The organism is Novosphingobium sp. SG720 (assembly GCF_012275365.1).
GTDB lineage: Bacteria > Pseudomonadota > Alphaproteobacteria > Sphingomonadales > Sphingomonadaceae > Novosphingobium > Novosphingobium rhizosphaerae.
The window spans coordinates 307,470-330,010 of sequence record NZ_JAAZQN010000002.1; the positions used below are offsets into that span (position 1 = coordinate 307,470).

Below are 22,541 nucleotides of genomic sequence, written 5' to 3' on the forward strand. Positions count from 1 at the left end.
GGGGCGGGATGACCCAGACCTCGCACGCAGACCTCAATCGCCGCGCCGCCATGGCCAGCAGCGCGGTGGCGCTCCTGCTGCTGGGCCTGAAAGGCTGGGCGGTGGTCCAGTCCGGCTCGCTGGCGATGCTGGGCAGCCTGGCGGACACCGCGCTCGATCTGGTGGCCAGCCTGGCGACGCTGCTGGGCGTGTGGATCGCGGCCATTCCCGACGATCACAACCACCGTTTCGGCCATGGCAAGGCCGAGGCGCTGGCGGCCATGTTCCAGGTGATCCTGATCTCGTTTTCCGCACTGGGCCTGGCCTGGCGCGCGATTACCCAGTTCCTGGCCGGCGCCCCGGCGATCGAGGCCGAATCGGGTATCGTGGTTTCGGCCTTGGCGATGGGGGCAACGCTCGCGCTGCTCGCCTACCAGCGCATGGTGATCGCCCGCACCGGCAGCCTGGCGATCAGCACCGACAACGTGCACTACAAGTCTGACTTGCTGCTCAACGCGGCGGTGATCGCCGCGCTGGTGATCGAGCGGACCTTGCACCTGCCCGGCACCGATGCGGTCTTTGCCTTTGGCATCGCGCTGTGGCTGGCCTGGGGCGCCTGGGGTGCCTCGCAGGAAGCGGTGGACCAGTTGATGGACCACGAATGGCCGATCGAAAAGCGCGAGCGGTTCCTGGAAGTGGTGGCCCAGCATCCCGAGCTGAAAGGCCTGCACGACTTGCGCACGCGCACCAGCGGCAACCGCGATTTCGTGCAATTCCACGTGTGGGTGGACGGCAAGATGACGGTGGCCCAGGCCCACCGCGTGATGGACGAGATCGAGGAAAAGCTGATGGCCGAGTTTCCTGGGCTGGAAGTGCTGATCCATCCCGATCCCGAAGGCCACGTCGACGAAGGCGCCCTGGGCGCCACCGACCTGCTGGCGCCCGGCCCCAATGGCGAAAGCCCGGCGCTGGCGGTGCAGGGCGGGCCGGGCGAGGGGTAGGGCCGGCGCTCAGGGCGAACGGATGTTGTGTGATTTTCTCCTCATCCTCCTGCTCTGAAGACGATGGGGCTTTTTTAACGCTGGCGTTGTAGGTCGGGGCCATGGGGTTTCATCGGGCTTGGGCTTGGCTGGCGGAAGGGCGCCGCACCGTGATCGTGCTGTTCGCCGTAGCGCTCGGTTTGCGGGCGCTGGCGATCCTGGCGGCGGTGGAGCCAAGTTCCGACGCCGCCTGGTATTTCTCGCGCGCGGCGATGCTGGCCGATGGCCGGGGTTACCTGGGCGATCATGGCGCGCCGACGGCCTATTGGCCGCCGGGCTGGCCGCTGGCGCTCAGCCTGGTGTTTCGCCTGACCGGCCCTTCGATCTGGGTGGTGGGCCTGTGCAACCTCGCTCTGTCGGCGCTGGCTGGCTGGCTCACGCTCGATCTTGGGCGGCGCCTGGCCGGCCATGAAGCGGCAGGCCGCCTCGCGCTGCTGCTCTGGGCGGTCTATCCCAATGCCGTGCTCTATGTGCCGCTGGCGCTGACCGAGGTGTTCTATACCACGCTGCTGCTGGCGCTGTGCTGGATCGTGGTGGCGCGGCAGGGCTGGGGCTGGACAGTGCTGGCCGGGCTGGTGCTGGGCCTGGCCACGCTGGTCAAGGCGCAGAGCCTGATCCTGGCGCCGCTGCTGCTGGCGATTGCCTGGCTGCGACAGCCCGCGCCCTGGCCGCGCCTGCCGGGCATCGTGGGGCAAGGCCTGGTCATGGGCGCGGCCGCCCTGCTGGTGATTGCCCCGTGGACCCTGCGCAACCATCGCGAACTGGGCGCTTGGGTGCTGGTTTCTACCAACGGCGGTATTACGCTGCTGACCGGCAACAACGACAGCGCGCGCGGCGGCTTCACGCCCGACGATCCGGTGGTCAAGGCGCTCGATGCACGCACCGACCTGAACGAACTGGCCTATGACCGGGAGGCCGGCAGGCTGGGCATGGACTGGATCAAGGCGCACCCGACTGCCTTCCTCAAGCTGATGCCGATGAAGCTGGCGCGGCTGTGGGGGCCCGATGGCGAAGGGCAGTGGGCCTATGAAACCGGGTCGTGGGCCTATGCCGCTGCGCCGCGCGCGTTCCTGGCGCTGCGCGTGGCCAACCAGGCGTGGTATTGGGCCTTGCTGGCGCTGTTCGTCGCGGCCTTTCCCGTGATGCTGCGCGCGCGGCGCAGCGCCGGCCTCGGCCTCATCGATTGGTGGTTGCTGCCCTATGGCATTGCCGCCTATCCTAGCGTCATTGCCATGGTCTTTTCCGGGCAATCGCGCTTTCATTATCCGGCGATGCCGTTCGTGTGCGTCGCGGCGGCCTGGCTGATCGTGACCATGCTGCGCGGGCGTGACAGCACGGCGCCCATGCGCTAAGGCGCTGCGCATGGCCATTCGTTCCGCCGCGCTGACTACTATCACCACCCCGGTGTGCCGGGGGTGGGGTCGCGCGGGCGCCTGATCGGCCCCACCGCAACGCCACCGCCCCGGTTCGGGCGGAATGGCATCTTCCTCCCGGATCGTTTCTGCCGGTTTCGGCCAAACCCGAGATGCCGCCCCTTTCGGCGCCGCGGCACTTGTGCCATGGCGCGCGTCATATCCCGCAAGAGAGATCCGATGTCAGACCTGCTCAAGATCACCCTGCCCGATGGTTCGCTGCGCGAAGTGGCGCCGGGTACCACGCCGGCCGATATTGCCGCCGCGATCGGCCCGGGCCTCGCCAAGGCCGCGATCGGCGCGCGCGTGAATGGCGAGCTGTTCGACATCACCCGCCCGTTCGAGGGTGACGCGCAACTGGCGCTCGTCACCGCGCGCGACGAGGCCGACGCCCTGGAACTGGTGCGGCACGACTATGCCCACATCCTGGCCGAGGCAGTGCAGGCGCTGTTCCCCGGCACGCAGATCACGTTCGGCCCGGCGACCGACGACGGCTTCTATTACGATTTCGCCCCGGTCCGCCCGTTCACCGAGGAGGACCTGCCGGCGATCGAGGCGGAGATGCGCAAGATCATCGCCGCCGACAAGCCGCTGCGCCGCGAAGTGTGGAGCCGGGCCGACCTGATCGCCCGCTGGAGCGCGCAGGGCGAGACTTTCAAGGCGCAATGGGCCGCCGAACTGCCGGAAAACGAGGAATTGACGGTCTATTGGTCGGGTAACGACTGGCTCGACATGTGCCGCGGGCCGCACCTTGCCTCCACCGGCAAGCTCGATCCCAATGCCTTCAAGCTCACGCGCGTGTCGGGCGCCTATTGGCGCGGCGACCAGAAGAACGCGATGCTCAGCCGCATCTATGGCACCGGCTGGCTCAACAAGAAGCAGCTCGACGCACACCTCCACCGCCTGGAGGAAGCGGCCAAGCGCGACCATCGCAAGCTGGGCGCGGAGATGGACCTGTTCCACCTGCAGCAGGAAGCGCATGGTTCGGTGTTCTGGCACCCCAAGGGCTATCGCATCTGGCGCGAGCTGGAAGCCTATATGCGCCGCGCGATCGACGGCGCCGGCTATCGCGAGGTCAAGACCCCGCAGGTGATGGATGCGCGCCAGTGGGAGCAATCGGGCCACTGGGGCAAGTATCGCGAAAACATGTTCGTGATCCCCGACGAGGTGCCCAACACCGAGGACGATGGCCCGGTGATCAGCGGCGAGGCCGACTGGATGGCCCTCAAGCCGATGAACTGCCCGGCGCACGTGCTGATCTTCCGCCAGGGCCTGAAATCCTATCGCGAGCTGCCGCTGCGCCTCTATGAAAACGGCTGCTGCCACCGCAACGAGCCGCACGGCGCGCTGCACGGGCTGATGCGCGTGCGCCAGTTCACCCAGGACGACGCGCATATCTTCTGCCGCGAAGACCAGATCGTGGACGAAGTGCGCGCGTTCTGCGAACTGGCCGACCGCATCTACAAGGACTTCGGCTTTACCTATTCGATCAAGCTGGCGCTGCGCCCGGAAAAGCGCTTTGGCACCGAAGCGATGTGGGACCAGGCCGAGGCCGAACTGCGCGATGCCGTCGCCACCGCCGGCCTTGCCACGCCCGAATATGGCTGGGAAGAACTGCCCGGCGAAGGCGCGTTCTATGCGCCCAAGCTGGAATGGCACCTGACCGATGCCATCGGCCGCACCTGGCAGGTGGGCACGATCCAGTCGGACCGCGTGCTGCCCGAACGCCTCGACGCCGGCTATATCGCCGAGGATGGCGAACGCCATCGCCCGGTCATGCTGCACCGCGCGATCTTCGGTTCCTATGAACGCTTCATCGGCATCCTGATCGAGCATTTCGCCGGCAAGCTGCCGACCTGGCTGGCCCCGACCCAGGCCGTGGTGGCGACGATCGTTTCGGACGCCGATGGCTTTGCCGTCCAGGCGACCGAGGCGCTGCGCGCCGCCGGCATCCGCGTGGAAAGCGACCTGCGCAACGAGAAGATCAACTACAAGGTGCGCGAACATTCACTGCAAAAGGTGCCGTACCTTTTGGTGGTGGGCAAGCGCGAGGCCGAGGAAGGCACCGTGGCGATCCGCCGCCTGGGCGAGCAGGCGCAAGCCGTGCTGCCGCTGGCCGAGGCGATTGCGCTGATCAAGGCCGATGCGCTGGCGCCGGATCTGCGGGGGTAAGGGAGCCACCTCCCCATTGCATGGGGAGGATCTTTTCCCTCGATCCTCCCTGCAGAAGGCGGGGAAGGGGACCGCCGCGAAGTGGTGGTGGAGGGGCCCAAGGATACAAAAAAGGCCAGGGTCGCATGTCCAACCCTGGCCTTTTTCATGCCATCAGGCGAAAGGGTGGATTACTCCGCCGCTTGCTTGGCCGCCTTGGCTTCGTTGTAGCGTTCGATCGCTTCCACCGTGATGCGGCGGGCGTCGTCGGCGCCACCCCAGGTGCCCACGCGCACCCACTTTTCCTTTTCCAGGTCCTTGTAGTGGGTGAAGAAGTGCTCGATCTGCTTGAGCACGATTTCGGGCAGGTGATCCTTTTCCAGCACTTCGGTGTAATACGGGAAGGTGGAATCGACCGGCACGCAGACCAGCTTTTCATCGCCGCCCTGTTCGTCTTCCAGGTTCAGCACCGCGATCGGGCGGGCGCGGACAACGCAGCCGGGGATGAACGGCGAGCGGGCAATGACCAGCGCGTCGAGCGGGTCGCCATCGGGCGACAGGGTGTGGGGCACGAAGCCATAGTTGGCCGGATAGCGCATCGGCGTGTGCAGGATGCGGTCCACGAACAGGGCGCCGGATTCCTTGTCGAACTCGTACTTCACCGGTTCGCCGCCGACCGGCACTTCGATCACGACATTGAGGCTTTCGGGCGGATTGTCCCCGGTGGGGATAAGGTCGATGCGCATCGGTTCTTTCTTGCCTTGGTTCAGGCCCGTCGGGCCAGTTGTTGTTCGCCGTCCACCGGCTCTAGCGCCGTGGCTTTTGCGTCGCAACAATACTTGTGACGCATTCCCCTATCGTTGGTTAACCGGCGCCCAGCGCGTTGATGGTGAAGGCGATCACGCCGATGTTGAAAACAAAGGCGGCAAAGGAATGCAGCGTCACGATCCGGCGCACGCGCCCGCTGGTGATCGCGGTGTCCGAAGTCTGGAACGTCATGCCCAAGGTGAATGAAAAATAGGCGAAATCGAAATAGTCGGGGGTCTTGGTATCGGGAAAGTCCAAGCCGCCGCGATCCTTTCCGCTGTCTTCGTCGCGGGTATAGTAAAGATGGGCATAGTGCAGGCCATAGACCGTGTTGGCAAAAAGCCAGGTCAGCAGCAGCGTGCCGATCAGCCGCACCTTGGCCAGCGAATCGCCATGGGCGGCGCGCGGCAGTTCGCCGGCGATCGCCGCCATGACCACCAGGGTCAGCACCGTGGTGATGCACAGCACCGCCGCGCGGTTGGCATCGTTGTCCACCGAGCTTTGCCGCATGGTATCGGCATCGGCACAGCGCAGCAGCGGAATCAACGAGCCCAGGAAGGCGAGTGCGGCAAAGTCAAAGCCCATGGCCAGCGAATCGGCCAGTTCGGCACCCTTCTGGCTGAGCGGGTGCCACACCCACCAGCCAGCGGTGCCGCCCATGAACAGCAACAGGAACATAAGAAAGCGGGGCGGGGCCAGGCGGCCCGGGTGCCACCCGGCCCGCGCCATCACTTGCCAGCCCTGCTCGTGCCGGTCTTGCTCTTGGCGGCCTTGGGGCTGAGCAGCTTGTCGAGACCGGTCGGCGCCGTGCCGGGCGCGGCGCGCACCAGCCAGGGCCAGCGCAGGCCATCGGCATAGGTGATCGGCAGCGTGACATAGCGATCGTCGCGCTTGACCAGCAGTTCGATCGGCCGGCCCGCGCCGGGGTTGCCGGTCTTGGCATTGGTGATCGCGGCCTTGAGCTTGTCGGCGTCATAGGCGTCGCCGTTGACGGCCACCACCTGCATCCCCGAAACCAGGCCGGCCTTGAACGCCGGGCCATCCCAGCGCGAGGCCGTGACCTTGCCGTCCTTGTCCAGCGTCACGCCGAGCGAATTGAACAGGCCCAGCACCTTGGCGTCGGCCATGCGCGCCTTGTCATAGGGGTTGGGTTCTTCGCGGAATTCCAGCTTGTAGCCGCCGCGTTCGACCCCACCCAGCGGCACCGGCTGGCCCGGCGTCTGCAGCCGGGTCGTGAGGAAGCTGGCCCAGTCATAGGGATAGATGCCGTTCAGCGTCTTGACCACGTCCTCGAATTCATAAGTCAGCACGCCCCAGTCGCCATCGCGCACGCCGAAGAACGCCTTGGCGAAATCGTCCAGGCCGCGTTTGCCGGCCGTGCCGTCGCGGATGATCTGGTCGGCTTCCAGCCATACCAGCGCGCCTTCGGTGTAATAGTCCTCGCCCCGGGTGAGCGAGGCATAGGGCTTGGGCTTGCGCGCGGCGAAGACCGGATCGAGCGTGGTGTCTTCGACCGAGCGCCACTCGCGCCCGGCCATCTGGCTGAAGGTGCCGGCATAGTTGGCCAGGCTGCCCAGCACCATGTCCTTGCTCTGCACGCCCGAGCGCGCGGCCAGGACCAGGCCCCAGAACTGGGTTTGCCCTTCATAGACCCACAGCAGGTTGTCCTGCATCGGCTGGCGATAGTCGGGCGTCCACAGCTTGGCCGAACGGCGATACTTGCCGTCCCAGCTGTGGCTGAATTCGTGGGCGATCACGTTGCGGTCCCAGTCATAGCCGGCCCAGTCGGTCAGGCTCTTGGGCTCCTGCTGGTTTTCGCTGGAGCGGTGATGCTCCAGGCCGATGCCGCCCATCCGGTCGGTCAGCGCGAGGAGGAAATCGTAGTGATCGAAGTGGCGCGCGCCGAACGCGGCCACGGCCTCGTCGGCCAGGTTGCGATAGGCCTGCAGGTTTTCCGGCTTGATCGCCAGCAGTTCGGGCTTGTCGGCCACCAGATCGAGAGTGACGTCATGCCCCAGATCGTGCCGCGCGGCATAGATCCCGGCAAAGATCGGCGAATCGACCAGGGTTTCATAGTCCGTCTCGGCCCAGGTCACGGTGTTGCCGCTGCCGCTTTGCGTCTTGCCGTCGAGCGCGGTGAACACGGTCCACCCCTGCGGGAACGTCACGGTGGGGCGCACCTTGATCTGGCGCACGTAATAGCCGGCGGGATAGAGGCTCATCTTCTCCCACTGCAGGTTGAGCATTTCGCGCGTGACGGTGATGCGCCCTTCGCTCTCGCGCAGCGGCGAAGTGTGGACGAAGCGGGCCACCACTTCGCTGGTGCCGGCCGGCAGGGTGATGTGGAAGGCGTTCACTTCCACCGGATCGCGCGTCCATGCCAGCTTTTGGCCCTTGGCCTCGAAGGTGATCTGGGCAAGCTCGGCCACCGGGCCGCGCGGGCCGTGTTCGCCGGGCAGCCAGCGCGGCAATTGCAGGATCAGTTCCTTGGCGCCCTGCGCCACGGGCACGGTTTCCACCACGCGAAAGGCACCGGTGGCAAGATCGGTCGCGTCGATCTGCAAGCCGATCGTGCCAACGTAGGGCACATCCTGTGCATCGGGCACCGACGGCGTGATCGGCACAGCCATCGGGCGGCTGTTGCTGGGGGGCTGGACCTGGGCCAGCGCCGGCTGAACCAGCATCAGGGTGGACAACGAAAGGGCGGAAAGGAGGCCAATGCCTTGGGGGGTCTTGCGCATGGCCCCTTTCATGGCGTGATAAAGTCTCATTCGCAACGGCCAGATGGGCTCAAAGCGCGACCATTTGCCGCAGAAGCTTCCCCCACCGCGCGAAAGCCGCTATCCGCGCGCGCCATGAGCAAGCAAGCGATCCCCACCCCGCAGGCCATCCGTGGCACCCAGGACATCTTCGGCGCCGAGGCGGAAGCCTTCGGCCATGTCGTCGAAACGTTCGAGCGCGTGCGCAAGCTCTACCGCTTTCGCCGGGTGGAAATGCCGGTGTTCGAAAAGACCACGGTGTTCTCTCGCTCGCTGGGCGAAACCACCGACGTGGTCTCCAAGGAAATGTATTCGTTCGAGGATCGCGGCGGGGAATCGCTGACCCTGCGGCCCGAATTCACCGCCGGCCTGGCCCGGGCCTATCTCACCAACGGTTGGCAGCAGCACGCCCCGCTCAAGATCGCGACGCATGGCCCCCTGTTCCGCTATGAACGCCCGCAAAAGGGCCGCTATCGCCAGTTCCACCAGATCGATGCCGAAGTGATCGGCGCCGCCGAGCCGCAGGCCGACGTGGAATTGCTGGTCATGGCCGACCAGTTGCTGCGCGAACTGGGCATTGCCGACGGCGTGACGCTCAACCTCAACACCTTGGGCGACGGGCCCAGCCGCGAGGCCTGGCGCGCGGCGCTGATCGAATACTTCCGTGCCCACAAGGACCAGCTTTCCGAAGATTCGCAGGACCGGCTGGAGCGCAACCCGCTGCGCATCCTCGATTCCAAGGACCCGCGCGACAAGCCGTTCACGGCCGATGCGCCGATGATCGACCAGTTCCTGTCTGATGAAGCGCAGGACTTTTTCGGCAAGGTGACGGCGGGCCTCGATGCGGCCGGCGTGGCCTGGGTGCGCGCGCCGGCGCTGGTGCGGGGCCTGGATTACTATCGCCACACCGCGTTCGAATTCATCACCGACCGGTTGGGCGCGCAGGGCACCGTGCTGGGCGGCGGGCGCTATGACGGGCTGCTCGAAGCCTTGGGTGGCCCGGCCACCCCGGCGGTGGGCTGGGCTGCGGGGATCGAGCGGCTGGCCATGCTGGTGGCCGATAGCCGCGCGATTGCCGAACCGGCGGCCGACGTGGCGATCGTGCCGATGGGCCCGGCGGCAGAGGCCGCGTGTCTGGGCCTGGCCGCCACGCTGCGCCGGGGCGGGTTGACCGTGGACATGGGCTATCGCGGCAACATGAAGAAGCGGATGAGCCGCGCCAACGAAAGCGGCGCGCGCTTTGCCCTGATCGTGGGCGACGAGGAACTGGCAGCGGGCGAAGCGACGGTCAAGAACCTGGTCACCGGCACGCAGGAGCGCATGGCCCTCCACGCGATTCCGGCGCACATCGCCGCCTGATGGCCGTTTCCGACGCACGTCTGGGGCAGATCGCGGCGCGTTTTGCCGAACTGGAAGCGCGCCTGGCATCGGGCACGCTGGAAGGCGAAGGCTTCGTTGCCGCCAGCCGCGACTATGCCGAGCTGGAACCGGTCGCGCGGGCCGCGCGGGCGGTGCAGGTCATGCGCGCCGAACTGGCCAGCCTGGCCGCGCTGGAAGAACCCGACGCCGAGATGCGCGCCCTCGCCGAAGAGGAAATGCACAGCCTGCGCAGCCTGCTGCCCGAGGCCGAGCGGACGCTAGCCATTGCCATGCTGCCGCGCGATTCGGCCGACGTGCGCCCGGCCATGCTGGAAATCCGCGCCGGGACCGGCGGCGACGAAGCGGCGCTGTTCGCGGCAGACCTGTTCCGCATGTACGAACGCTTTGCCGCCGAGCAGGGCTGGAAGGTTGAAGTGATCAGCGCCAATGCCAGCGAACTGGGCGGCTTCAAGGAAGTGATCGCCCATGTCGCGGGCCAGGGCGTGTTCGCGCGGCTGAAGTTCGAAAGCGGGGTGCACCGCGTGCAGCGCGTGCCGGTGACCGAAAGCGGCGGGCGCATCCATACCAGCGCCGCCACCGTCGCCGTCCTGCCCGAAGCCGATGAAGTGGACGTGGCGATCGAGGACAAGGACATCAAGATCGACATCTACCGCGCCAGCGGCGCAGGCGGCCAGCACGTCAACACCACCGATTCGGCCGTGCGCATCACCCACCTGCCTACCGGCCTGGTGGTGACGCAGCAGGACGAACGCAGCCAGCACAAGAACAAGGCCAAGGCGATGCAGGTGCTGCGCACCCGGCTCTATGACTTGCGCCGCGAACAGGCCCAGGGCGCCGAAGCCGAAGCCCGCCGCGCGCTGGTCGGCTCGGGCGACCGTTCGGAACGCATCCGCACCTACAATTTCCCGCAAGGCCGCGTGACCGACCACCGCATCAACCTGACGCTGCACCGCCTGCCCGAAGTGCTCGCCGGCCCGGGCTTGGGCGAACTGATCGATGCGCTTACCGCCGAAGACCAGGCCAAGCGCCTGGCCGCGATGGATGACTGATCCAACCGTCCGCCAGGCGCTGTTCCAGGCCGCGCAGATCCTTGCCGCAACCAGCGACACCGCGCGGCTCGATGCCGAGGTGTTGATGGCCCATGCCCTGGGTTGCACCCGCACCGACGTGCTGCTGCGCCACATGGATGCACCGGAGCCGGCCGATTTTGCCGCGCTGGTTGCGCGGCGGACATGCCACGAGCCGGTGGCCTATATCGTGGGCACCCAGGAATTCTATGGGCTGGAACTGGCGGTCAATCCGGCGGTGCTGATCCCGCGCGGGGATAGCGAGACCTTGATCGAGGTGGCGCAGCGCGCACTGGAAGGCCGCCCGCCGGCGCGCATTCTCGATCTGGGCACCGGCTCTGGCGCGCTGTTGCTGGCGGCGCTGTCGATCTGGCCGCAGGCGGTGGGCACGGGGATCGAGCGATCGGATGCGGCGCGGGTGGTGGCAGCGGGCAATGCGCTGCGCCTCGGGCTGGACGCGCGCGCGCGCATGCAGCCGGGCGACTGGACCTGCCCCGGCTGGGCCGCTGCGCTGGGCCGGTTCGACCTGATCCTGGCCAACCCGCCCTATGTGGAAGACGAGGCCGCGCTCGAGCCCGGCGTGCGCGATTTCGAACCGGCCAGCGCCCTGTTTGCCGGGACCGACGGCATGGCCGATTATGCCGTGCTGGTGCCGCAACTGCCTGAACTCCTGGCGCCAGGCGGCTTGGCGGTGGTGGAGATCGGCTGGCAACAAGGCGCGGCCGTGGTCGCCCTGGCGCAGGCCCATGGCCTGGCGGCGCGGGTGCATCCCGATCTCGCCGGGCGTGACAGGGCTGTGGAAATGACGTTTTGCCACAATATTTCGCTTGGCAAGCCCGCAAGCGATCACTAATTGTGCCAGCAGGCAGGGCGACGGATGAAGGCTTCCCGTCCCGGCCAGCTCCACCATTTGCACCCGCATCGGCCCTCTTGCAGGGGCTTCCGGCTGGCAGATGCTGGGAATCTGCGCACCCGTGCGTTGCGGGCGCGTGGCGGAGGGTTGCGCGGCGACAGGATCAGCACAAGATACCGACAGCCGCCCCAAACAAGGACGTGCCTGAGTTGAACAACAATCGTGGGAACAACCGCCGGCGCGGCCGCGGTAACAATCGTCCGCAAGGTGGCGGCCAGCAGCTCAATCGAATCGACAGCCGCGCGCGGGGCAATGCGCCCCAGCTGCTCGAAAAGTATCGCAAGATGGCGCAGGATGCCCACCTCAACGGGGATCGTGTCCAGGCCGAATACTATCTGCAGTTTGCCGATCACTATTTCCGCGTGATTGCCGATACCCGGCTGCGCCAGGAAGAAGCGCGCCAGCGCCATAGCGGCAATGGCGAACGCTGGACCGAGGGCGAGCCCGAGGATGACGGCATGGATTTCTCGATCGAAGGCGATTTTCCCGCTTTCGATCGGCCGTATGTCCGCCGCGAGGACCGCGAAGCCCGCAACACCGAGCGCCAGGATCGCCCCGAGCGGACCGAACGCCCGGAACGTGCCGAGCGTCCCGAACGGGCAGAGCGGGCAGAGCGCAGCGAACGGCCCGAACGCGCGGAACGCCCGGAGCGTGCCGAGCGCCAGGATCGCGAAGGCAATGGCCGCCGCCGCTTCGAAGACCGCCGCGCGCAGCAGGCCCCGGCCGAAGGCGCAGCGCCGATCGACCAGCCGGTGCCGCTTGAAGGCGTGCGCGCCGACGAGGGCGAGCCGGTGATCGACGTGACCGACAACCCCTTCATCCGCGAAAGCCGCAGCCCGCGTGGGCCCCGTGCCCGCACCGAACGCCGCCCGCGCCGCACCGCGCCGGCCGAAGGGCTCGATCCGTCCAGCCTGCCGCCCGCGATCGGCGTGCGCAGCGAACCGGCTGCGGAAGCGGCCCCGCAACCCACCCCGCAACCCACCGTGGCCGAAACGCGCGCGCCCGAAGCCCCGGTGGCCGAGCCGGCCGGCGAAGCGGCCCCCGCGCCCAAGCGCCGTGGCCGCCCGCGCAAGAACCCGCTGCCCGAAAGCGCCGAAGGCTGACCCTTTCGGCATGGCCGTACGATAGAAAGGCGCCCGCAGCCCGGGCGCCTTTTTTCGTGGTCGCAACGCTCTGCCGCGGCCGCGCTTGCCCTGGCCGCCGGGCCACCGCATAGAACGGCACGATGAACGCCTGGCTCCGCTCCCGTTTCGCCGCGCTGCTTGCGCTGGTTGATGATCCCCTGTCCCGCCGTGGCGAAGCGATCATGCTGGTGGTGGCGGGCGCGCTGGGGGCGCTGGGCTTTGCCCCGCTGGGATGGTGGCCACTCACCTTGCTGGCGCTGGCCGTGCTGGCCGCGCGGATGCAGCGGGCGCGCACGCCGTTCCATGCCCTGTTGGTGGGCTGGCTGTGGGGCTGGGGCCATTTTTCCACTGGAAACGGCTGGATCGCCACGGCTTTCACTTATCAGGCGCAGATGCCGGCCTGGCTGGGCTGGATCGCGGTGCTGCTGCTGGCGGTCTATCTCGCGCTGTTTCCGGCCGCTGCCACGCTGCTGGCGTGGTGGCTGGGGCGGCGCTGGCGCCTGGCGCCGGTGCCCACGCTGGCGGCCTTGTGGATCGTGACCGAATGGGCACGCGGCTGGGTCTGCACCGGTTTCCCATGGAATCCGCTGGCGGTCACGGCGCTGGGCGGGTTCGATCGGCCTGGCCTGGCGCGCGTGCTGCCTTGGCTGGGCACGTATGCCTTGTCGGGGGTGGTGGTGCTGCTGGCGGGGCAATGGCTGTTTGCCCTGCGCGCCGGGGTGCAGCGGCGCTGGGCCTTGGCCGGGGCCCATTTCGCCCTGCCGGTGGCGCTGTTCCTGTTGCCGCTGGGCGGGCAGCAGGGGGCGGGCACCGTGCCGTTCACGCTGGTCCAGCCGAACATCGGCCAGGATGAGATCAACGATCCCACCCGCTATGAAGCGCAGTTCCAGCGCGCCGCCGCGCTCAGCCTGCCGCGCGTCTATGGCCAGCGGCGCCTGGTGCTGTGGCCCGAAAGCGGCGTGCCCGATTACCTCCAGACCGGCTATCCGGCGGCCTGGTATGCCACCACCACCTTTGCCGGCGATCCGCTGCTGGCCCGCGCGCGGATGGGCCGCGTGGTCGGGCCGGGCGCGCTGTTGCTGACCGGCGCGGTAGACCTGGCGTTCAAGCCCAATCCCGCACCTGCCGCGATGCCGGTGGGCGCCTGGAACGTGGTGACCGCGATCGACAGCCAGGGCGCGATCCGCGGGCATTATGCCAAGGCGCACCTGGTGCCTTATGGCGAATATCTGCCGATGCGCGGCCTGCTCACGCCGCTCGGCCTCTCACGCCTGGTGGCAGGCGATTTCGACTATTGGTCAGGGCCTGGGCCGCGCACGCTCGATCTTTCGGGCCAGGGCCTGCCGCGCGTGGGTGTGCAGATCTGCTATGAAATCGTCTTTTCCGGCCAGGTGATCGACCGCGCGAACCGCCCCGCCGTGCTGTTCAATCCGTCGAACGATGGCTGGTTCGGCGCCTGGGGCCCGCCGCAGCACCTGGCCCAGGCACGGTTGCGCGCGATCGAGGAAGGCTTGCCGGTGCTGCGTTCCACCACCAACGGCATTTCGGCGGTGATCGATGCCCGCGGCGGCGTGCGTGCCTTCATCCCGCGCCACGTGGCCAGCCGCATCGATGGGCTGGTGCCACCCGCGTTGGCCCCTACCCCGTTTGCGCGAATGGGCAATACATTGCCGCTTTTGTGGGCCGCAGGTCTTCTTTTGGCGGGGCTGGTTGCCTCGCGGCGCCGCCCGCGCTAGGAGGCGGCACATAAAGATTGCTTTATATCGGACCCTTTGCCCATGCGCAGCGATTACCTGTTCACTTCCGAAAGCGTCTCCGAAGGCCATCCCGACAAGGTCGCGGACCAGATCAGCGACGCCATCGTCGACCTGTTCCTGAGCAAGGACCCCGAGGCGCGCATCGCCTGCGAAACGCTGACCACCACCAACCTGGTGGTGCTGGCCGGCGAAATCCGCGGCCGCGGCATCATGGACACCAGCGGCGAATGGGCGCCCGGCGTGCGCGAGGAAGTGGAAGCGGTGGTGCGCGCCACGGTCAAGCGCATCGGGTATGAGCAGGAAGGATTCCACTGGCAGACCTTCCGCTTTGAAAACAACCTGCACGCGCAATCGGCGCATATCGCGCAAGGCGTGGACGCGGGCGAAAACAAGGACGAAGGCGCCGGCGACCAGGGCATCATGTTCGGCTTTGCCTGCGACGAGACGCCCGACCTGATGCCGGCCACGCTGGATTACAGCCACAAGATCCTGCAGCGCCTGGCCGACGATCGCCATTCCGGCGCCGCCCCGTTCCTGGAACCCGATGCCAAGAGCCAGGTAACCCTGCGCTTCCAGGATGGCCGCCCGGCGGCCGCCACGGCCATCGTCGTGTCCACCCAGCACAAGCCGGGCTATGACGAAGGCGCCAAGGATGTCGAGCTGAAGGCCTGGGTGAAGCAGGCCGTCGCCGCGGTGATCCCGGCCGAGCTGCTGTCGGACCAGACGGTCTATCACATCAATCCCACCGGCAGCTTCGAGATTGGCGGCCCGGATGGCGACGCCGGCCTCACCGGCCGCAAGATCATCGTCGATACCTATGGCGGCGCCTCGCCCCACGGTGGCGGCGCGTTTTCGGGCAAGGATCCGACGAAGGTCGACCGTTCGGCCGCCTATGTGACGCGCTATATCGCCAAGAACATCGTGGCGGCGGGCCTGGCCAAGCGCTGCACCATCCAGGTGGCCTATGCCATCGGCGTGTCGCAGCCGCTCTCGCTCTATGTCGATACCCACGGCACCGGCGCGGTGGACGATGCCACGCTCGAACGCGCGGTGGAACTGGTGGCCAAGCAGCGCCTGGGCGGGTTGACCCCGCGCGGCATCCGCGTGGGCCTGTCGCTCAACAAGCCGATCTATGGCGTCACGGCGGCCTATGGCCACTTTGGCCGCAAGCCCGATGGCGACCTGTTCCCCTGGGAGCGCACCGACCTGGTGGACGACCTGAAGGCCGCGCTCGCCTGAGGTCTCCCGCCCCAGGTTTGAAAAGCAGATGGCCCCGGACGCGTTCCGGGGCCATTTTCTTATCCCCGCCGCGCGCGGAAGAAGTCGCGCAGCAGCGTGGCGCTTTCCGCCTCGCCCAGGCCGGGATAGACTTCGGGGCGATGCAGGCAGGTGGGCTGGTCGAACAGCCGCGGCCCGTGTTCCACCGCGCCGCCCTTGGGATCGGGCGCGGCGTAATAGACGCGGGCCAGCCGGGCATGGGCAATCGCGCCGGCGCACATCGGGCAGGGTTCGAGCGTGACCCACAGATCGCATCCGTCCAGCCGTTCCTGGCCCAGCGCGGCCGCTGCCGCGCGAATCGCCAGCATTTCGGCATGGGCGGTGGGATCGTGCAATTCGCGTGGGCGATTGTGCGCGGCGGCGATCACCTCGCCACCCTTGACGATCACCGCGCCGATCGGCACTTCGCCGTGCAAGGCGGCCGCATGGGCCTGTTCCAGCGCCAGTTTCATGGGTTCGGGCAGGGGCCAACGGGTCATCGTGCATCCGCCTAACACACATTCTGGGCCGAACAAGGCATGAAGGTGCCACGAATCCTTGACTTCGCCGACGGATTCGATAATGGCCCCAGCTTCCAGATAGATCACCAGAACACGAAGCGAGTTTTTAGCCATGTCGCGCATTTGCGAACTGACCGGTAAGGGCCGCCAGATCGGTCACAACGTGAGCCACGCCAACAACAAGACCAAGCGCGTGTTCCTCCCCAATCTCCAGAACGTCACGCTGATGTCGGAAAAGCTGGATCGCAGCTTCAAGTTCCGCGTGTCGACCCACGGCCTGCGCTCGGTTGAGCACAACGGCGGCCTCGACAACTGGCTGCTCAAGCAGGACAGCGACAAGCTCAGCGCCCGCGCCCTCAAGGTGAAGCGCGAGCTGGTCAAGGCTGTCGCTGCCGCCGCCTGATCGGCTGCGCATCGATGCTCAAAAGGGGCCGGGGTTCTTCCCCGGCCTTTTTTGTTGCGTTGGCGGCACCGGCCCGCCCCTATGAGAGCTTAAGCTTGAGCAACAGGGTGCGTTGCAGCCACACCATCTGGTTGCTGTCGGAAATCAGCCAGATCGCGGTGCTGCCATCGGCCTCGGGCGTGGCGACCATGCCTTCGTAATTGTCGCGAATGCGGGGATCGTCGATCCACGCGATCGGCTGCGCTTCCACCTGCGCGCCGGGGCGAATCGCGCGGGGATCGGCCACCAGCGTCACCACCGTGCGAAAGCCGCCCAAGGTGAACTTGCGGCCCAGCACCAAGAGCCGCCCGTCGGGCGCCTGGGCCAGTTCCACCGGGCGATAGCCTTCGGGCATGATCAGTTCGAATCGCGCGGGCGCCTGGTTCGGGCGGGGCAGGCCGGGCCAGATCAGCCCGGTATGGCGCCGGCGCGACCACCAGTGGGCATAGACTTCGCCGATCGCCACGGTGCGGCCGTCGGCAAGCTGGCGCAGCGATTCGGGTCCCTGGTTGTTGGGCCATTCCATCAACACCGGCGCGGCAATCTTGCGATCGTGGGTGAAATCGGCACTGAACAGGTGGAAGCGCGGGGTGCCTTCATAGCCGATCAGCACGTTGCCGCTGCGCGGATCGACCGAAACCGATTCGCTGTCGGTATCGATTTCCTGGCCGCGCCAGGCCTGGCGGATCGTGTCGCGCTGCCAGGTGTGCCAGGGCCCCGGTCGATCCGGGCGGCTGAACACCATCACCGCGTTGCGGTCGCTCACCGCCAGCAGGTCACCCGAAGAGCGCACCGCAAGGGCAGAGAAGTTGCCGAAATCGGGATTGGCGCTGGTCAGTTGCCAGGCACCTGTCAGGGTGAGCGCACCATAGCGCGGATCGTGGCCAGCCGCGCGCAGGCCCGGCAGCAAATCGTGATAGATTACCGGACGATAGGGGCTGGGCGGCGGCAGGTGTTGGCGCACATAGATCGCCGGCACCAGGGCCAGGATCAACAGGAAAAGGGCGATACGGCGCATCGCCAGCGGCCTTGGCACGGATGGCCAAGGGGGGGAAGCCCTATCAGGCCCGCCCCATCAGGCGGGCAGGAACACCATGCCCTTGCCGTTCATGCAATAGCGCTTGCCGGTGGGCGGCGGGCCATCGTCGAACACGTGGCCCAAGTGCCCGCCGCAACGGCGGCAATAGACTTCAGTGCGCTCCATGCCGAGCGTTGTGTCGGAACGCAGGCCCACCGCGCCGGGCAGGGGCTTCCAGAAGCTGGGCCAGCCGGTGCCGCTTTCGAACTTGGTGGCAGAAGCGAACAGCGGTTGCTTGTCGGCCGCGCAGGCAAAAGTGCCCTTGCGATGCTCGTTCAGCAGGCTTGAGGAAAACGGCCGCTCGGTGCCCGCTTCGCGCAGGATGTAGAACTGTTCCGGGGTGAGCAGGCGGCGCCATTCCGCCTCGCTGTGCTGCACCGGAAACACGTCCTTGGGGCCGGACGGCGCAGGCCGGGCGCGGCAGGCGCCGGCCATCGGCATCACAAGTCCGGCGCCCAGCCAGCCCAACAGGCGGCGGCGCGATGGACGGGAGGCGGGAGGGGCAAGGCCTTCAGTCATCACCATAGGCGCCTATATCGGGCTGGCGGGCAACCGGTGCAAGATGGTCTCGCGGGCAGTGCGGGGGGCAATGCCTGCCCGCGAGACAAGACGAGTTATGCGCACGCCGGCTGAACCCAGGCTGAGCGAGGCTGTCAGCCTTTGGCAAGGAGACCCTTGCGCGCCTTGCGCCCCTTGGCGGGCCCGGACTTCATCACCGTGCGGCGGAACAGTTGCGCGCCCATGCGCACGATCAGCACCACGCACAGCGCCTGCCAGCCCAATGCCACCAGATGCGGCCAGATCGCCGGCTCGCGCGCGGCGCGGGCCAGCATGGCAAAGGGCGAGGACAGCGGAAAGGCCAACGCGGCCCAATCCACCCAGGTACCCGGCCGCGCCAGGGCATAGCTGGCAAAGAAGAACACCATCAATTGCAGCATGGTGACCGGCATAGACAGCGTCTGCACTTCGCGCACGGTGGTGGCCATCCCGCCGATCGACAGGAACAGCGAGCCGAGCAGCAGATAGGCCATGGCAAAATAGAGGAAGCCGAGCACGAAGAACAACGGCCAGCCCACCGCCGGAGCAGCCAGCGTCGGCAGCGATTTCATGCCCAGCGCCAAAAGCGTGCCCCAGGCCGAACCCCACACGGCCATGCCCACCAGGCTCACGCCGAGCATGGCAAACAGCTTGCCCAGGAACAAGGCGTCCATGGGGATCGAGGCAGCCAGGACCTCGATGATCTTGTTGGCCTTTTCCTCCACCAGGTTGGACAGGACCATGCCCGCCAGCAGCATGGTGAGCAGGAACAGCAGCACTTGCCCGGCCTGCGCGGTCGTCACCTGCCCGCTTTGCACCTTGGCCACGCTGGTGGCCACTTCGTCCACCGCCACTGGCGGCAGCGACGCGGGCGCCAGGCTTTGCGCACGGGCGGCAAACAGCGCGACCATGCCCTGCCACATGCGCGCGCGTTCGGGCGTGGCGGTGAGGACCGGGTGCGCCAGGCTGCCCGAAACCACGGCTGCCAGTTGCCCATCAACCTTGCCGCCAGGGCCGCGATGGCCGGCGAGCGCCGCGCGGGCGTCATAAGTGCGGCCGCCCCATGGCGCGTCGAGCACCACGAAATCGGGCACGTCGCCCGGCATGGCATCGGCCAGGGCACGATGCGCCTCGATCATCCGCGCCGCTTCATCCGCCGGCAGGGCGATGCCCACTTGCGGGTGATCGAGGTCTTTCTGCACCTGGGCGCCGATGGCCCCGGCCATGCCGCCCACGATGATCGGGAACAGCGGCCCCAGAAGGAAGAACACGAAGCTCTTGGACCAGATCACCGCCACGAAATCGCGGCGGGCGATCACCCAGGCGGCGCGCAGCTTTTCGGGGATCATCGCACGGCCTCCGGCATCTGCGCATTTTCTTCCAGGGCGCGGGCGGCCGCCTCCCCGGCAATGGCGACAAAGGCATCGTGCAGCCCGGGCCGCTCGATCGAGAGCGAGAGAATGCCCGCCTCCCCTTCGATCAGGGCGCGCAGCAAGGGCTCCACGCCGCTTTCGGGCAGGGTGAAATGCCAGAATGCGCCTTCGCTGCGCGCGTCAGCAGGGAGGGTGGCGCGCCAGGCGCCGTCGCGTGCGCGGGTTTCCAGCCGCACTTGCGGGCGCAGCCGGTCGCGTGCGTCGTCCACCAGCCCGGCGAACGGCACCTTGCCCCCGGCGATGATCGCCACCTGGTCGCACAGGCGCTCGGCATGGGCGATGACGTGGGTGGAAAAGATCACCGTGGTGCCGCGTTCGGCGAGGCCCCGAATCATCTTTTCCAGCTTGCCCTGGTTGAGCGCGTCCAGCCCTGAGAAAGGCTCGTCGAACACCACCAGTTCGGGCTGGTGCACCAGCGTGCCCAGCAATTGTACCTGCTGCGCCATGCCCTTGGACAATTGGCGAATCTGCCGGTCGGCGGCATAGCCTAGGCCATGTTCCTCCAGCAGTTCGCGCGCCCGCGCCCGCCCGGTCTTGAGCGGCACCCCGCGCAGCGCGGCGAGGAAGGCGATGGCCTCGGTCGCTTTCATCGCGGGGTAGAGCCCGCGCTCTTCGGGCAGGTAGCCGATGCGGCGGGCCACTTGGGTGGGGCGTTCGCAGCCCAGCACGCGGCGGACGCCCGAATCGGGATCGATGATGCCCAGCAGCATGCGCAGCGTGGTGGTCTTGCCCGCGCCATTGGGGCCGAGAATGCCATAGATCGCGCCGCGCGGCACGCGGATGTCCACGCCATCGACGGCGGTGAACCCGTCGAACCGCTTGACCAGGCCCTGCGCCTCGATCGCCCAATCGCCCGCTTGCCCAATCATCATTGCCGCGCCATGCCCCTTCTCACTGTCCCACCCTCTAGCACACAAGAGACGGAATACTTGGTTAAAGCCCCCCCTTCTGCGCCTTTGGAACAGCGCCTGCGCGAGGAAGCGTTGCGGCTGGGCTTTGCCACGTGCGGCATTGCCCCGGCCACGGACGATCCGGCGCGCGCGGCGCGGCTGCACCAATGGCTCGCCGAAGGGCGGCACGGCAGCATGGAGTGGATGGAGACGCGAGCCGAGCAGCGCCAAGGGCCGCAATCGCTGTGGCCCCAGGCGCAAAGCGTGATCGCCCTGGGCATGAGCTATGCCCCCGCGCACGATCCGCTGGCCCTGGCCGAAGTGGCCGATCGCGGGCGCATTTCGGTCTATGCCCAAGGGGTGGACTATCACGACCTGGTCAAGCGCACGTTGAAAGCCCTGGCGCGCTGGCTGGTGGCCGAAGAACCGGGCGCGGAAGTGAAAGTCTTCGTCGATACCGCGCCAGTGATGGAAAAGCCGCTGGGGCAGGTGGCGGGGCTGGGCTGGCAGGGCAAGCACACCAACCTGGTCAGCCGCCGGCATGGCTCTTGGCTGTTCCTGGGGGCGATCTATACCACGCTCGATCTCGTGCCCGATGCGCCCCATGCCGACCGCTGCGGCACCTGCACAGCCTGCCAGGACGCCTGCCCCACCGGCGCATTCCCGGCGCCCTACCAGCTGGATGCGCGGGCGTGCATTTCCTACCTCACCATCGAGCACAAGGGGCCGATTGCCGAGGAATTCCGCGCCGCGCTGGGCAACCGCATCTATGGCTGCGACGATTGCCTGGCGGTGTGCCCGTGGAACCGCTTTGCCAAGGCTGCCGCCGACAACCGCGCCTTCCTGCCCCGCGCGGAACTCGTGGCACCGCGTCTGGCGGAATTGCTTGCGCTCGATGACGCCACCTTCCGCCAGGTCTTTGCCGGATCGCCGATCAAGCGCATCGGCCGCAACCGCATGGTGCGCAATTGCCTCTATGCTGCGGGCAACAGCGACGATCCGCGCCTGATCGGCCCGGTGCGCGCGCTGCTCGATGATCCCGATCCGGTCGTGGCCGAAGCCGCGCAGTGGGCGCTGGCGCGGCTGGCCTGAGGCAGCCGCGCCCACCCGCCCGTCAGTGGACGAAGCGGGCCACCACGTCGCGGTAGGAGCGGCTCACCTTCACTTCGGCGCCCGATTCGAGCACCAGGAAGCATTCACCATTGGTGTGCGGGCGCACCTGGCGCACCTGGTCGAGGTTGACGATCTTGGAGCGGTGGACGCGCTGGAACACGCGCGGGTCGAGCCGGCGCTCCAGGTCCTTCATCGTTTCGCGCAGGATCAGCGAATTGTCGCCGGTGTAGATGCACATATAGTCGCCCGCCGCCTCGATCCGTTCGATCGTGTCGACATCGACGCGGAAGATCTGGCCGCGATCCTTGATGTTGATCAGCTTTTCAAAGCGGCCGGCGGCCACTTCGCCGTCGTCTTCCAATTCCGGCATGGCATCGGGCGCCACTTCGGCCAGCACGGTCTTGAGCTTTTCCACTTCCTCCAGCCCGCGCTTTTCCGCCAGGCGCGTGCGTGCGCGGTCGAGCGCATCGGCCAGGCGGTCTTCCTCCACCGGCTTGAGCAGGTAGTCCACCGCGTTGGCCTCGAACGCCTTCAAGGCATGTTCGGAATAGGCGGTGACGAAAACGAAGAGCGGCGGATCGATTTCCATCACGCCCTTGACCACGCTGAACCCGTCGAAGCCGGGCATCTGGATATCGAGAAAGACGAGGTCCGGCTTTTCGGTCTTGATCTTGCGGATCGCTTCGCGACCGTTGGAACAGGTGTCGATCACCTCGACATCGGGGAAGGCCTGGAGACGCAGCTGGAGGCCTTGGATGGCGAGTTTCTCGTCGTCGACGAGGATCGTGCGGATGGTCATTTGCTACCTTTGCCTGGAGCGTCTGCCCTGTTGTGGTTTTTTTGCCCCCGCGTGACAAATGCGACAAGCTCGAAAAGTTCCC

The 22,541-nt window shown here is 67.2% G+C and carries 20 protein-coding genes; 11 read left to right on the forward strand and 9 right to left on the reverse strand.

Translation table 11 applies throughout. The features are described 5' to 3' along the window. Positions 1-8 precede the first annotated feature (8 nt). The 3 genes from FHW94_RS10800 to thrS all read left to right on the forward strand — a co-directional run bounded on the left by FHW94_RS10800 (position 9) and on the right by thrS (position 4,603). Positions 9-980, forward strand: a complete 972-nt coding sequence (locus tag FHW94_RS10800) for a cation diffusion facilitator family transporter (RefSeq protein ID WP_168555829.1) — start codon at positions 9-11, stop codon at positions 978-980. Positions 981-1,129: 149 nt separating this feature from the next. Further along, entirely contained in the window at positions 1,130-2,371 is a 1,242-nt protein-coding gene (locus FHW94_RS10805; RefSeq protein WP_349237496.1) for a glycosyltransferase family 39 protein, read from the forward strand. Between the two features lie 240 nt (positions 2,372-2,611). Continuing rightward, the gene (gene thrS / locus FHW94_RS10810; protein WP_168555831.1) at positions 2,612-4,603 is read left to right on the forward strand and encodes a threonine--tRNA ligase; all 1,992 of its coding nucleotides are present in this window, start codon (positions 2,612-2,614) and stop codon (positions 4,601-4,603) included. Between the two features lie 170 nt (positions 4,604-4,773). Here the strand turns inward: thrS and ppa are convergent, their stop codons facing one another. The 3 genes from ppa to FHW94_RS10825 form a co-directional block, all read right to left on the reverse strand. Continuing rightward, positions 4,774-5,328, reverse strand: coding sequence for an inorganic diphosphatase (gene ppa / locus FHW94_RS10815; protein WP_168555832.1), 555 nt, complete (start codon positions 5,326-5,328; stop codon positions 4,774-4,776). A gap of 118 nt (positions 5,329-5,446) precedes the next feature. Further along, positions 5,447-6,118: a DUF1345 domain-containing protein gene (locus FHW94_RS10820; protein ID WP_168555833.1), complete on the reverse strand. Its 672-nt coding sequence runs from the start codon at positions 6,116-6,118 to the stop codon at positions 5,447-5,449. Next, entirely contained in the window at positions 6,118-8,130 is a 2,013-nt protein-coding gene (locus FHW94_RS10825) for a M61 family metallopeptidase (protein WP_168555834.1), read from the reverse strand. Before FHW94_RS10825 ends, FHW94_RS10820 begins: the two co-directional genes overlap by 1 nt. A 114-nt stretch (positions 8,131-8,244) precedes the next feature. Here FHW94_RS10825 and hisS point away from each other — a divergent pair, with 114 nt between their 5' ends. From hisS to metK, 6 genes are all read left to right on the forward strand, one after another. Continuing rightward, positions 8,245-9,507: a histidine--tRNA ligase gene (gene hisS / locus FHW94_RS10830; protein WP_168555835.1), complete on the forward strand. Its 1,263-nt coding sequence runs from the start codon at positions 8,245-8,247 to the stop codon at positions 9,505-9,507. Then, positions 9,507-10,577 carry a peptide chain release factor 1 gene (gene prfA, locus FHW94_RS10835; RefSeq protein ID WP_168555836.1) on the forward strand — a complete coding sequence of 357 codons (1,071 nt, stop codon included), beginning with the start codon at positions 9,507-9,509 and terminating at the stop codon, positions 10,575-10,577. The genes hisS and prfA overlap by 1 nt, the downstream gene beginning before the upstream one ends. Continuing rightward, positions 10,570-11,448 (forward strand): peptide chain release factor N(5)-glutamine methyltransferase, encoded by an 879-nt coding sequence (gene prmC, locus FHW94_RS10840; protein WP_168555837.1) that lies wholly within the window; start codon positions 10,570-10,572, stop codon positions 11,446-11,448. Before prfA ends, prmC begins: the two co-directional genes overlap by 8 nt. 209 nt (positions 11,449-11,657) lie before the next feature. Beyond that, a complete protein-coding gene (locus FHW94_RS10845) occupies positions 11,658-12,611 on the forward strand; it encodes a DUF4167 domain-containing protein (RefSeq protein WP_168555838.1) in 954 nt (317 codons plus the stop codon). A 122-nt stretch (positions 12,612-12,733) separates the two neighbouring features. Next, complete coding sequence (gene lnt, locus FHW94_RS10850; protein WP_349237497.1) at positions 12,734-14,368, forward strand: apolipoprotein N-acyltransferase; 1,635 nt, start codon at positions 12,734-12,736, stop codon at positions 14,366-14,368. A 42-nt stretch (positions 14,369-14,410) separates the two neighbouring features. Then, on the forward strand, positions 14,411-15,628 hold the full coding sequence (metK, locus tag FHW94_RS10855; protein ID WP_168555839.1) for a methionine adenosyltransferase: 1,218 nt from the start codon (positions 14,411-14,413) through the stop codon (positions 15,626-15,628). Between the two features lie 59 nt (positions 15,629-15,687). On the opposite strand, the gene FHW94_RS10860 is transcribed toward metK, so the two are convergent. Beyond that, positions 15,688-16,146, reverse strand: coding sequence for a nucleoside deaminase (locus FHW94_RS10860; RefSeq protein WP_210425605.1), 459 nt, complete (start codon positions 16,144-16,146; stop codon positions 15,688-15,690). A 133-nt stretch (positions 16,147-16,279) separates the two neighbouring features. Here FHW94_RS10860 and rpmB point away from each other — a divergent pair, with 133 nt between their 5' ends. Next, a complete protein-coding gene (rpmB, locus tag FHW94_RS10865) occupies positions 16,280-16,570 on the forward strand; it encodes a 50S ribosomal protein L28 (RefSeq protein WP_168555840.1) in 291 nt (96 codons plus the stop codon). A gap of 79 nt (positions 16,571-16,649) precedes the next feature. Here the strand turns inward: rpmB and FHW94_RS10870 are convergent, their stop codons facing one another. The 4 genes from FHW94_RS10870 to FHW94_RS10885 all read right to left on the reverse strand — a co-directional run bounded on the left by FHW94_RS10870 (position 16,650) and on the right by FHW94_RS10885 (position 20,526). Then, positions 16,650-17,627, reverse strand: a complete 978-nt coding sequence (locus FHW94_RS10870; protein ID WP_168555841.1) for an esterase-like activity of phytase family protein — start codon at positions 17,625-17,627, stop codon at positions 16,650-16,652. Positions 17,628-17,684: 57 nt separating this feature from the next. Continuing rightward, positions 17,685-18,206 carry a peptide-methionine (R)-S-oxide reductase MsrB gene (msrB, locus tag FHW94_RS10875; RefSeq protein WP_168555842.1) on the reverse strand — a complete coding sequence of 174 codons (522 nt, stop codon included), beginning with the start codon at positions 18,204-18,206 and terminating at the stop codon, positions 17,685-17,687. 134 nt (positions 18,207-18,340) lie between these two features. Further along, entirely contained in the window at positions 18,341-19,573 is a 1,233-nt protein-coding gene (locus FHW94_RS10880; protein ID WP_168555843.1) for an ABC transporter permease, read from the reverse strand. Then, on the reverse strand, positions 19,570-20,526 hold the full coding sequence (locus tag FHW94_RS10885) for an ATP-binding cassette domain-containing protein (RefSeq protein ID WP_168556096.1): 957 nt from the start codon (positions 20,524-20,526) through the stop codon (positions 19,570-19,572). The genes FHW94_RS10880 and FHW94_RS10885 overlap by 4 nt, the downstream gene beginning before the upstream one ends. Positions 20,527-20,613: 87 nt before the next feature. Between FHW94_RS10885 and queG the strand changes: the two genes are divergently transcribed. After that, positions 20,614-21,639 (forward strand): tRNA epoxyqueuosine(34) reductase QueG, encoded by a 1,026-nt coding sequence (gene queG / locus FHW94_RS10890; protein ID WP_246866101.1) that lies wholly within the window; start codon positions 20,614-20,616, stop codon positions 21,637-21,639. Positions 21,640-21,661: 22 nt separating this feature from the next. On the opposite strand, the gene FHW94_RS10895 is transcribed toward queG, so the two are convergent. Further along, a complete protein-coding gene (locus FHW94_RS10895; RefSeq protein WP_168555845.1) occupies positions 21,662-22,459 on the reverse strand; it encodes a LytTR family DNA-binding domain-containing protein in 798 nt (265 codons plus the stop codon). Positions 22,460-22,541 lie beyond the last annotated feature (82 nt).

Excerpts from the sequence above, each read along its gene's own strand:
- FHW94_RS10800 (WP_168555829.1), top strand. The coding sequence starts at position 9 with ATGACCCAGACCTCGCACGCAGACCTCAATCGCCGCGCCGCCATGGCC.
- thrS (WP_168555831.1), top strand. The coding sequence starts at position 2,612 with ATGTCAGACCTGCTCAAGATCACCCTGCCCGATGGTTCGCTGCGCGAA.
- ppa (WP_168555832.1), bottom strand. The coding sequence starts at position 5,328 with ATGCGCATCGACCTTATCCCCACCGGGGACAATCCGCCCGAAAGCCTC.
- FHW94_RS10820 (WP_168555833.1), bottom strand. The coding sequence starts at position 6,118 with ATGGCGCGGGCCGGGTGGCACCCGGGCCGCCTGGCCCCGCCCCGCTTT.
- FHW94_RS10825 (WP_168555834.1), bottom strand. The coding sequence starts at position 8,130 with ATGCGCAAGACCCCCCAAGGCATTGGCCTCCTTTCCGCCCTTTCGTTG.
- hisS (WP_168555835.1), top strand. The coding sequence starts at position 8,245 with ATGAGCAAGCAAGCGATCCCCACCCCGCAGGCCATCCGTGGCACCCAG.
- prfA (WP_168555836.1), top strand. The coding sequence starts at position 9,507 with ATGGCCGTTTCCGACGCACGTCTGGGGCAGATCGCGGCGCGTTTTGCC.
- prmC (WP_168555837.1), top strand. The coding sequence starts at position 10,570 with ATGACTGATCCAACCGTCCGCCAGGCGCTGTTCCAGGCCGCGCAGATC.
- lnt (WP_349237497.1), top strand. The coding sequence starts at position 12,734 with ATGAACGCCTGGCTCCGCTCCCGTTTCGCCGCGCTGCTTGCGCTGGTT.
- metK (WP_168555839.1), top strand. The coding sequence starts at position 14,411 with ATGCGCAGCGATTACCTGTTCACTTCCGAAAGCGTCTCCGAAGGCCAT.
- FHW94_RS10860 (WP_210425605.1), bottom strand. The coding sequence starts at position 16,146 with ATGACCCGTTGGCCCCTGCCCGAACCCATGAAACTGGCGCTGGAACAG.
- rpmB (WP_168555840.1), top strand. The coding sequence starts at position 16,280 with ATGTCGCGCATTTGCGAACTGACCGGTAAGGGCCGCCAGATCGGTCAC.
- FHW94_RS10870 (WP_168555841.1), bottom strand. The coding sequence starts at position 17,627 with ATGCGCCGTATCGCCCTTTTCCTGTTGATCCTGGCCCTGGTGCCGGCG.
- msrB (WP_168555842.1), bottom strand. The coding sequence starts at position 18,206 with ATGACTGAAGGCCTTGCCCCTCCCGCCTCCCGTCCATCGCGCCGCCGC.
- FHW94_RS10880 (WP_168555843.1), bottom strand. The coding sequence starts at position 19,573 with ATGATCCCCGAAAAGCTGCGCGCCGCCTGGGTGATCGCCCGCCGCGAT.
- FHW94_RS10885 (WP_168556096.1), bottom strand. The coding sequence starts at position 20,526 with ATGATTGGGCAAGCGGGCGATTGGGCGATCGAGGCGCAGGGCCTGGTC.
- FHW94_RS10895 (WP_168555845.1), bottom strand. The coding sequence starts at position 22,459 with ATGACCATCCGCACGATCCTCGTCGACGACGAGAAACTCGCCATCCAA.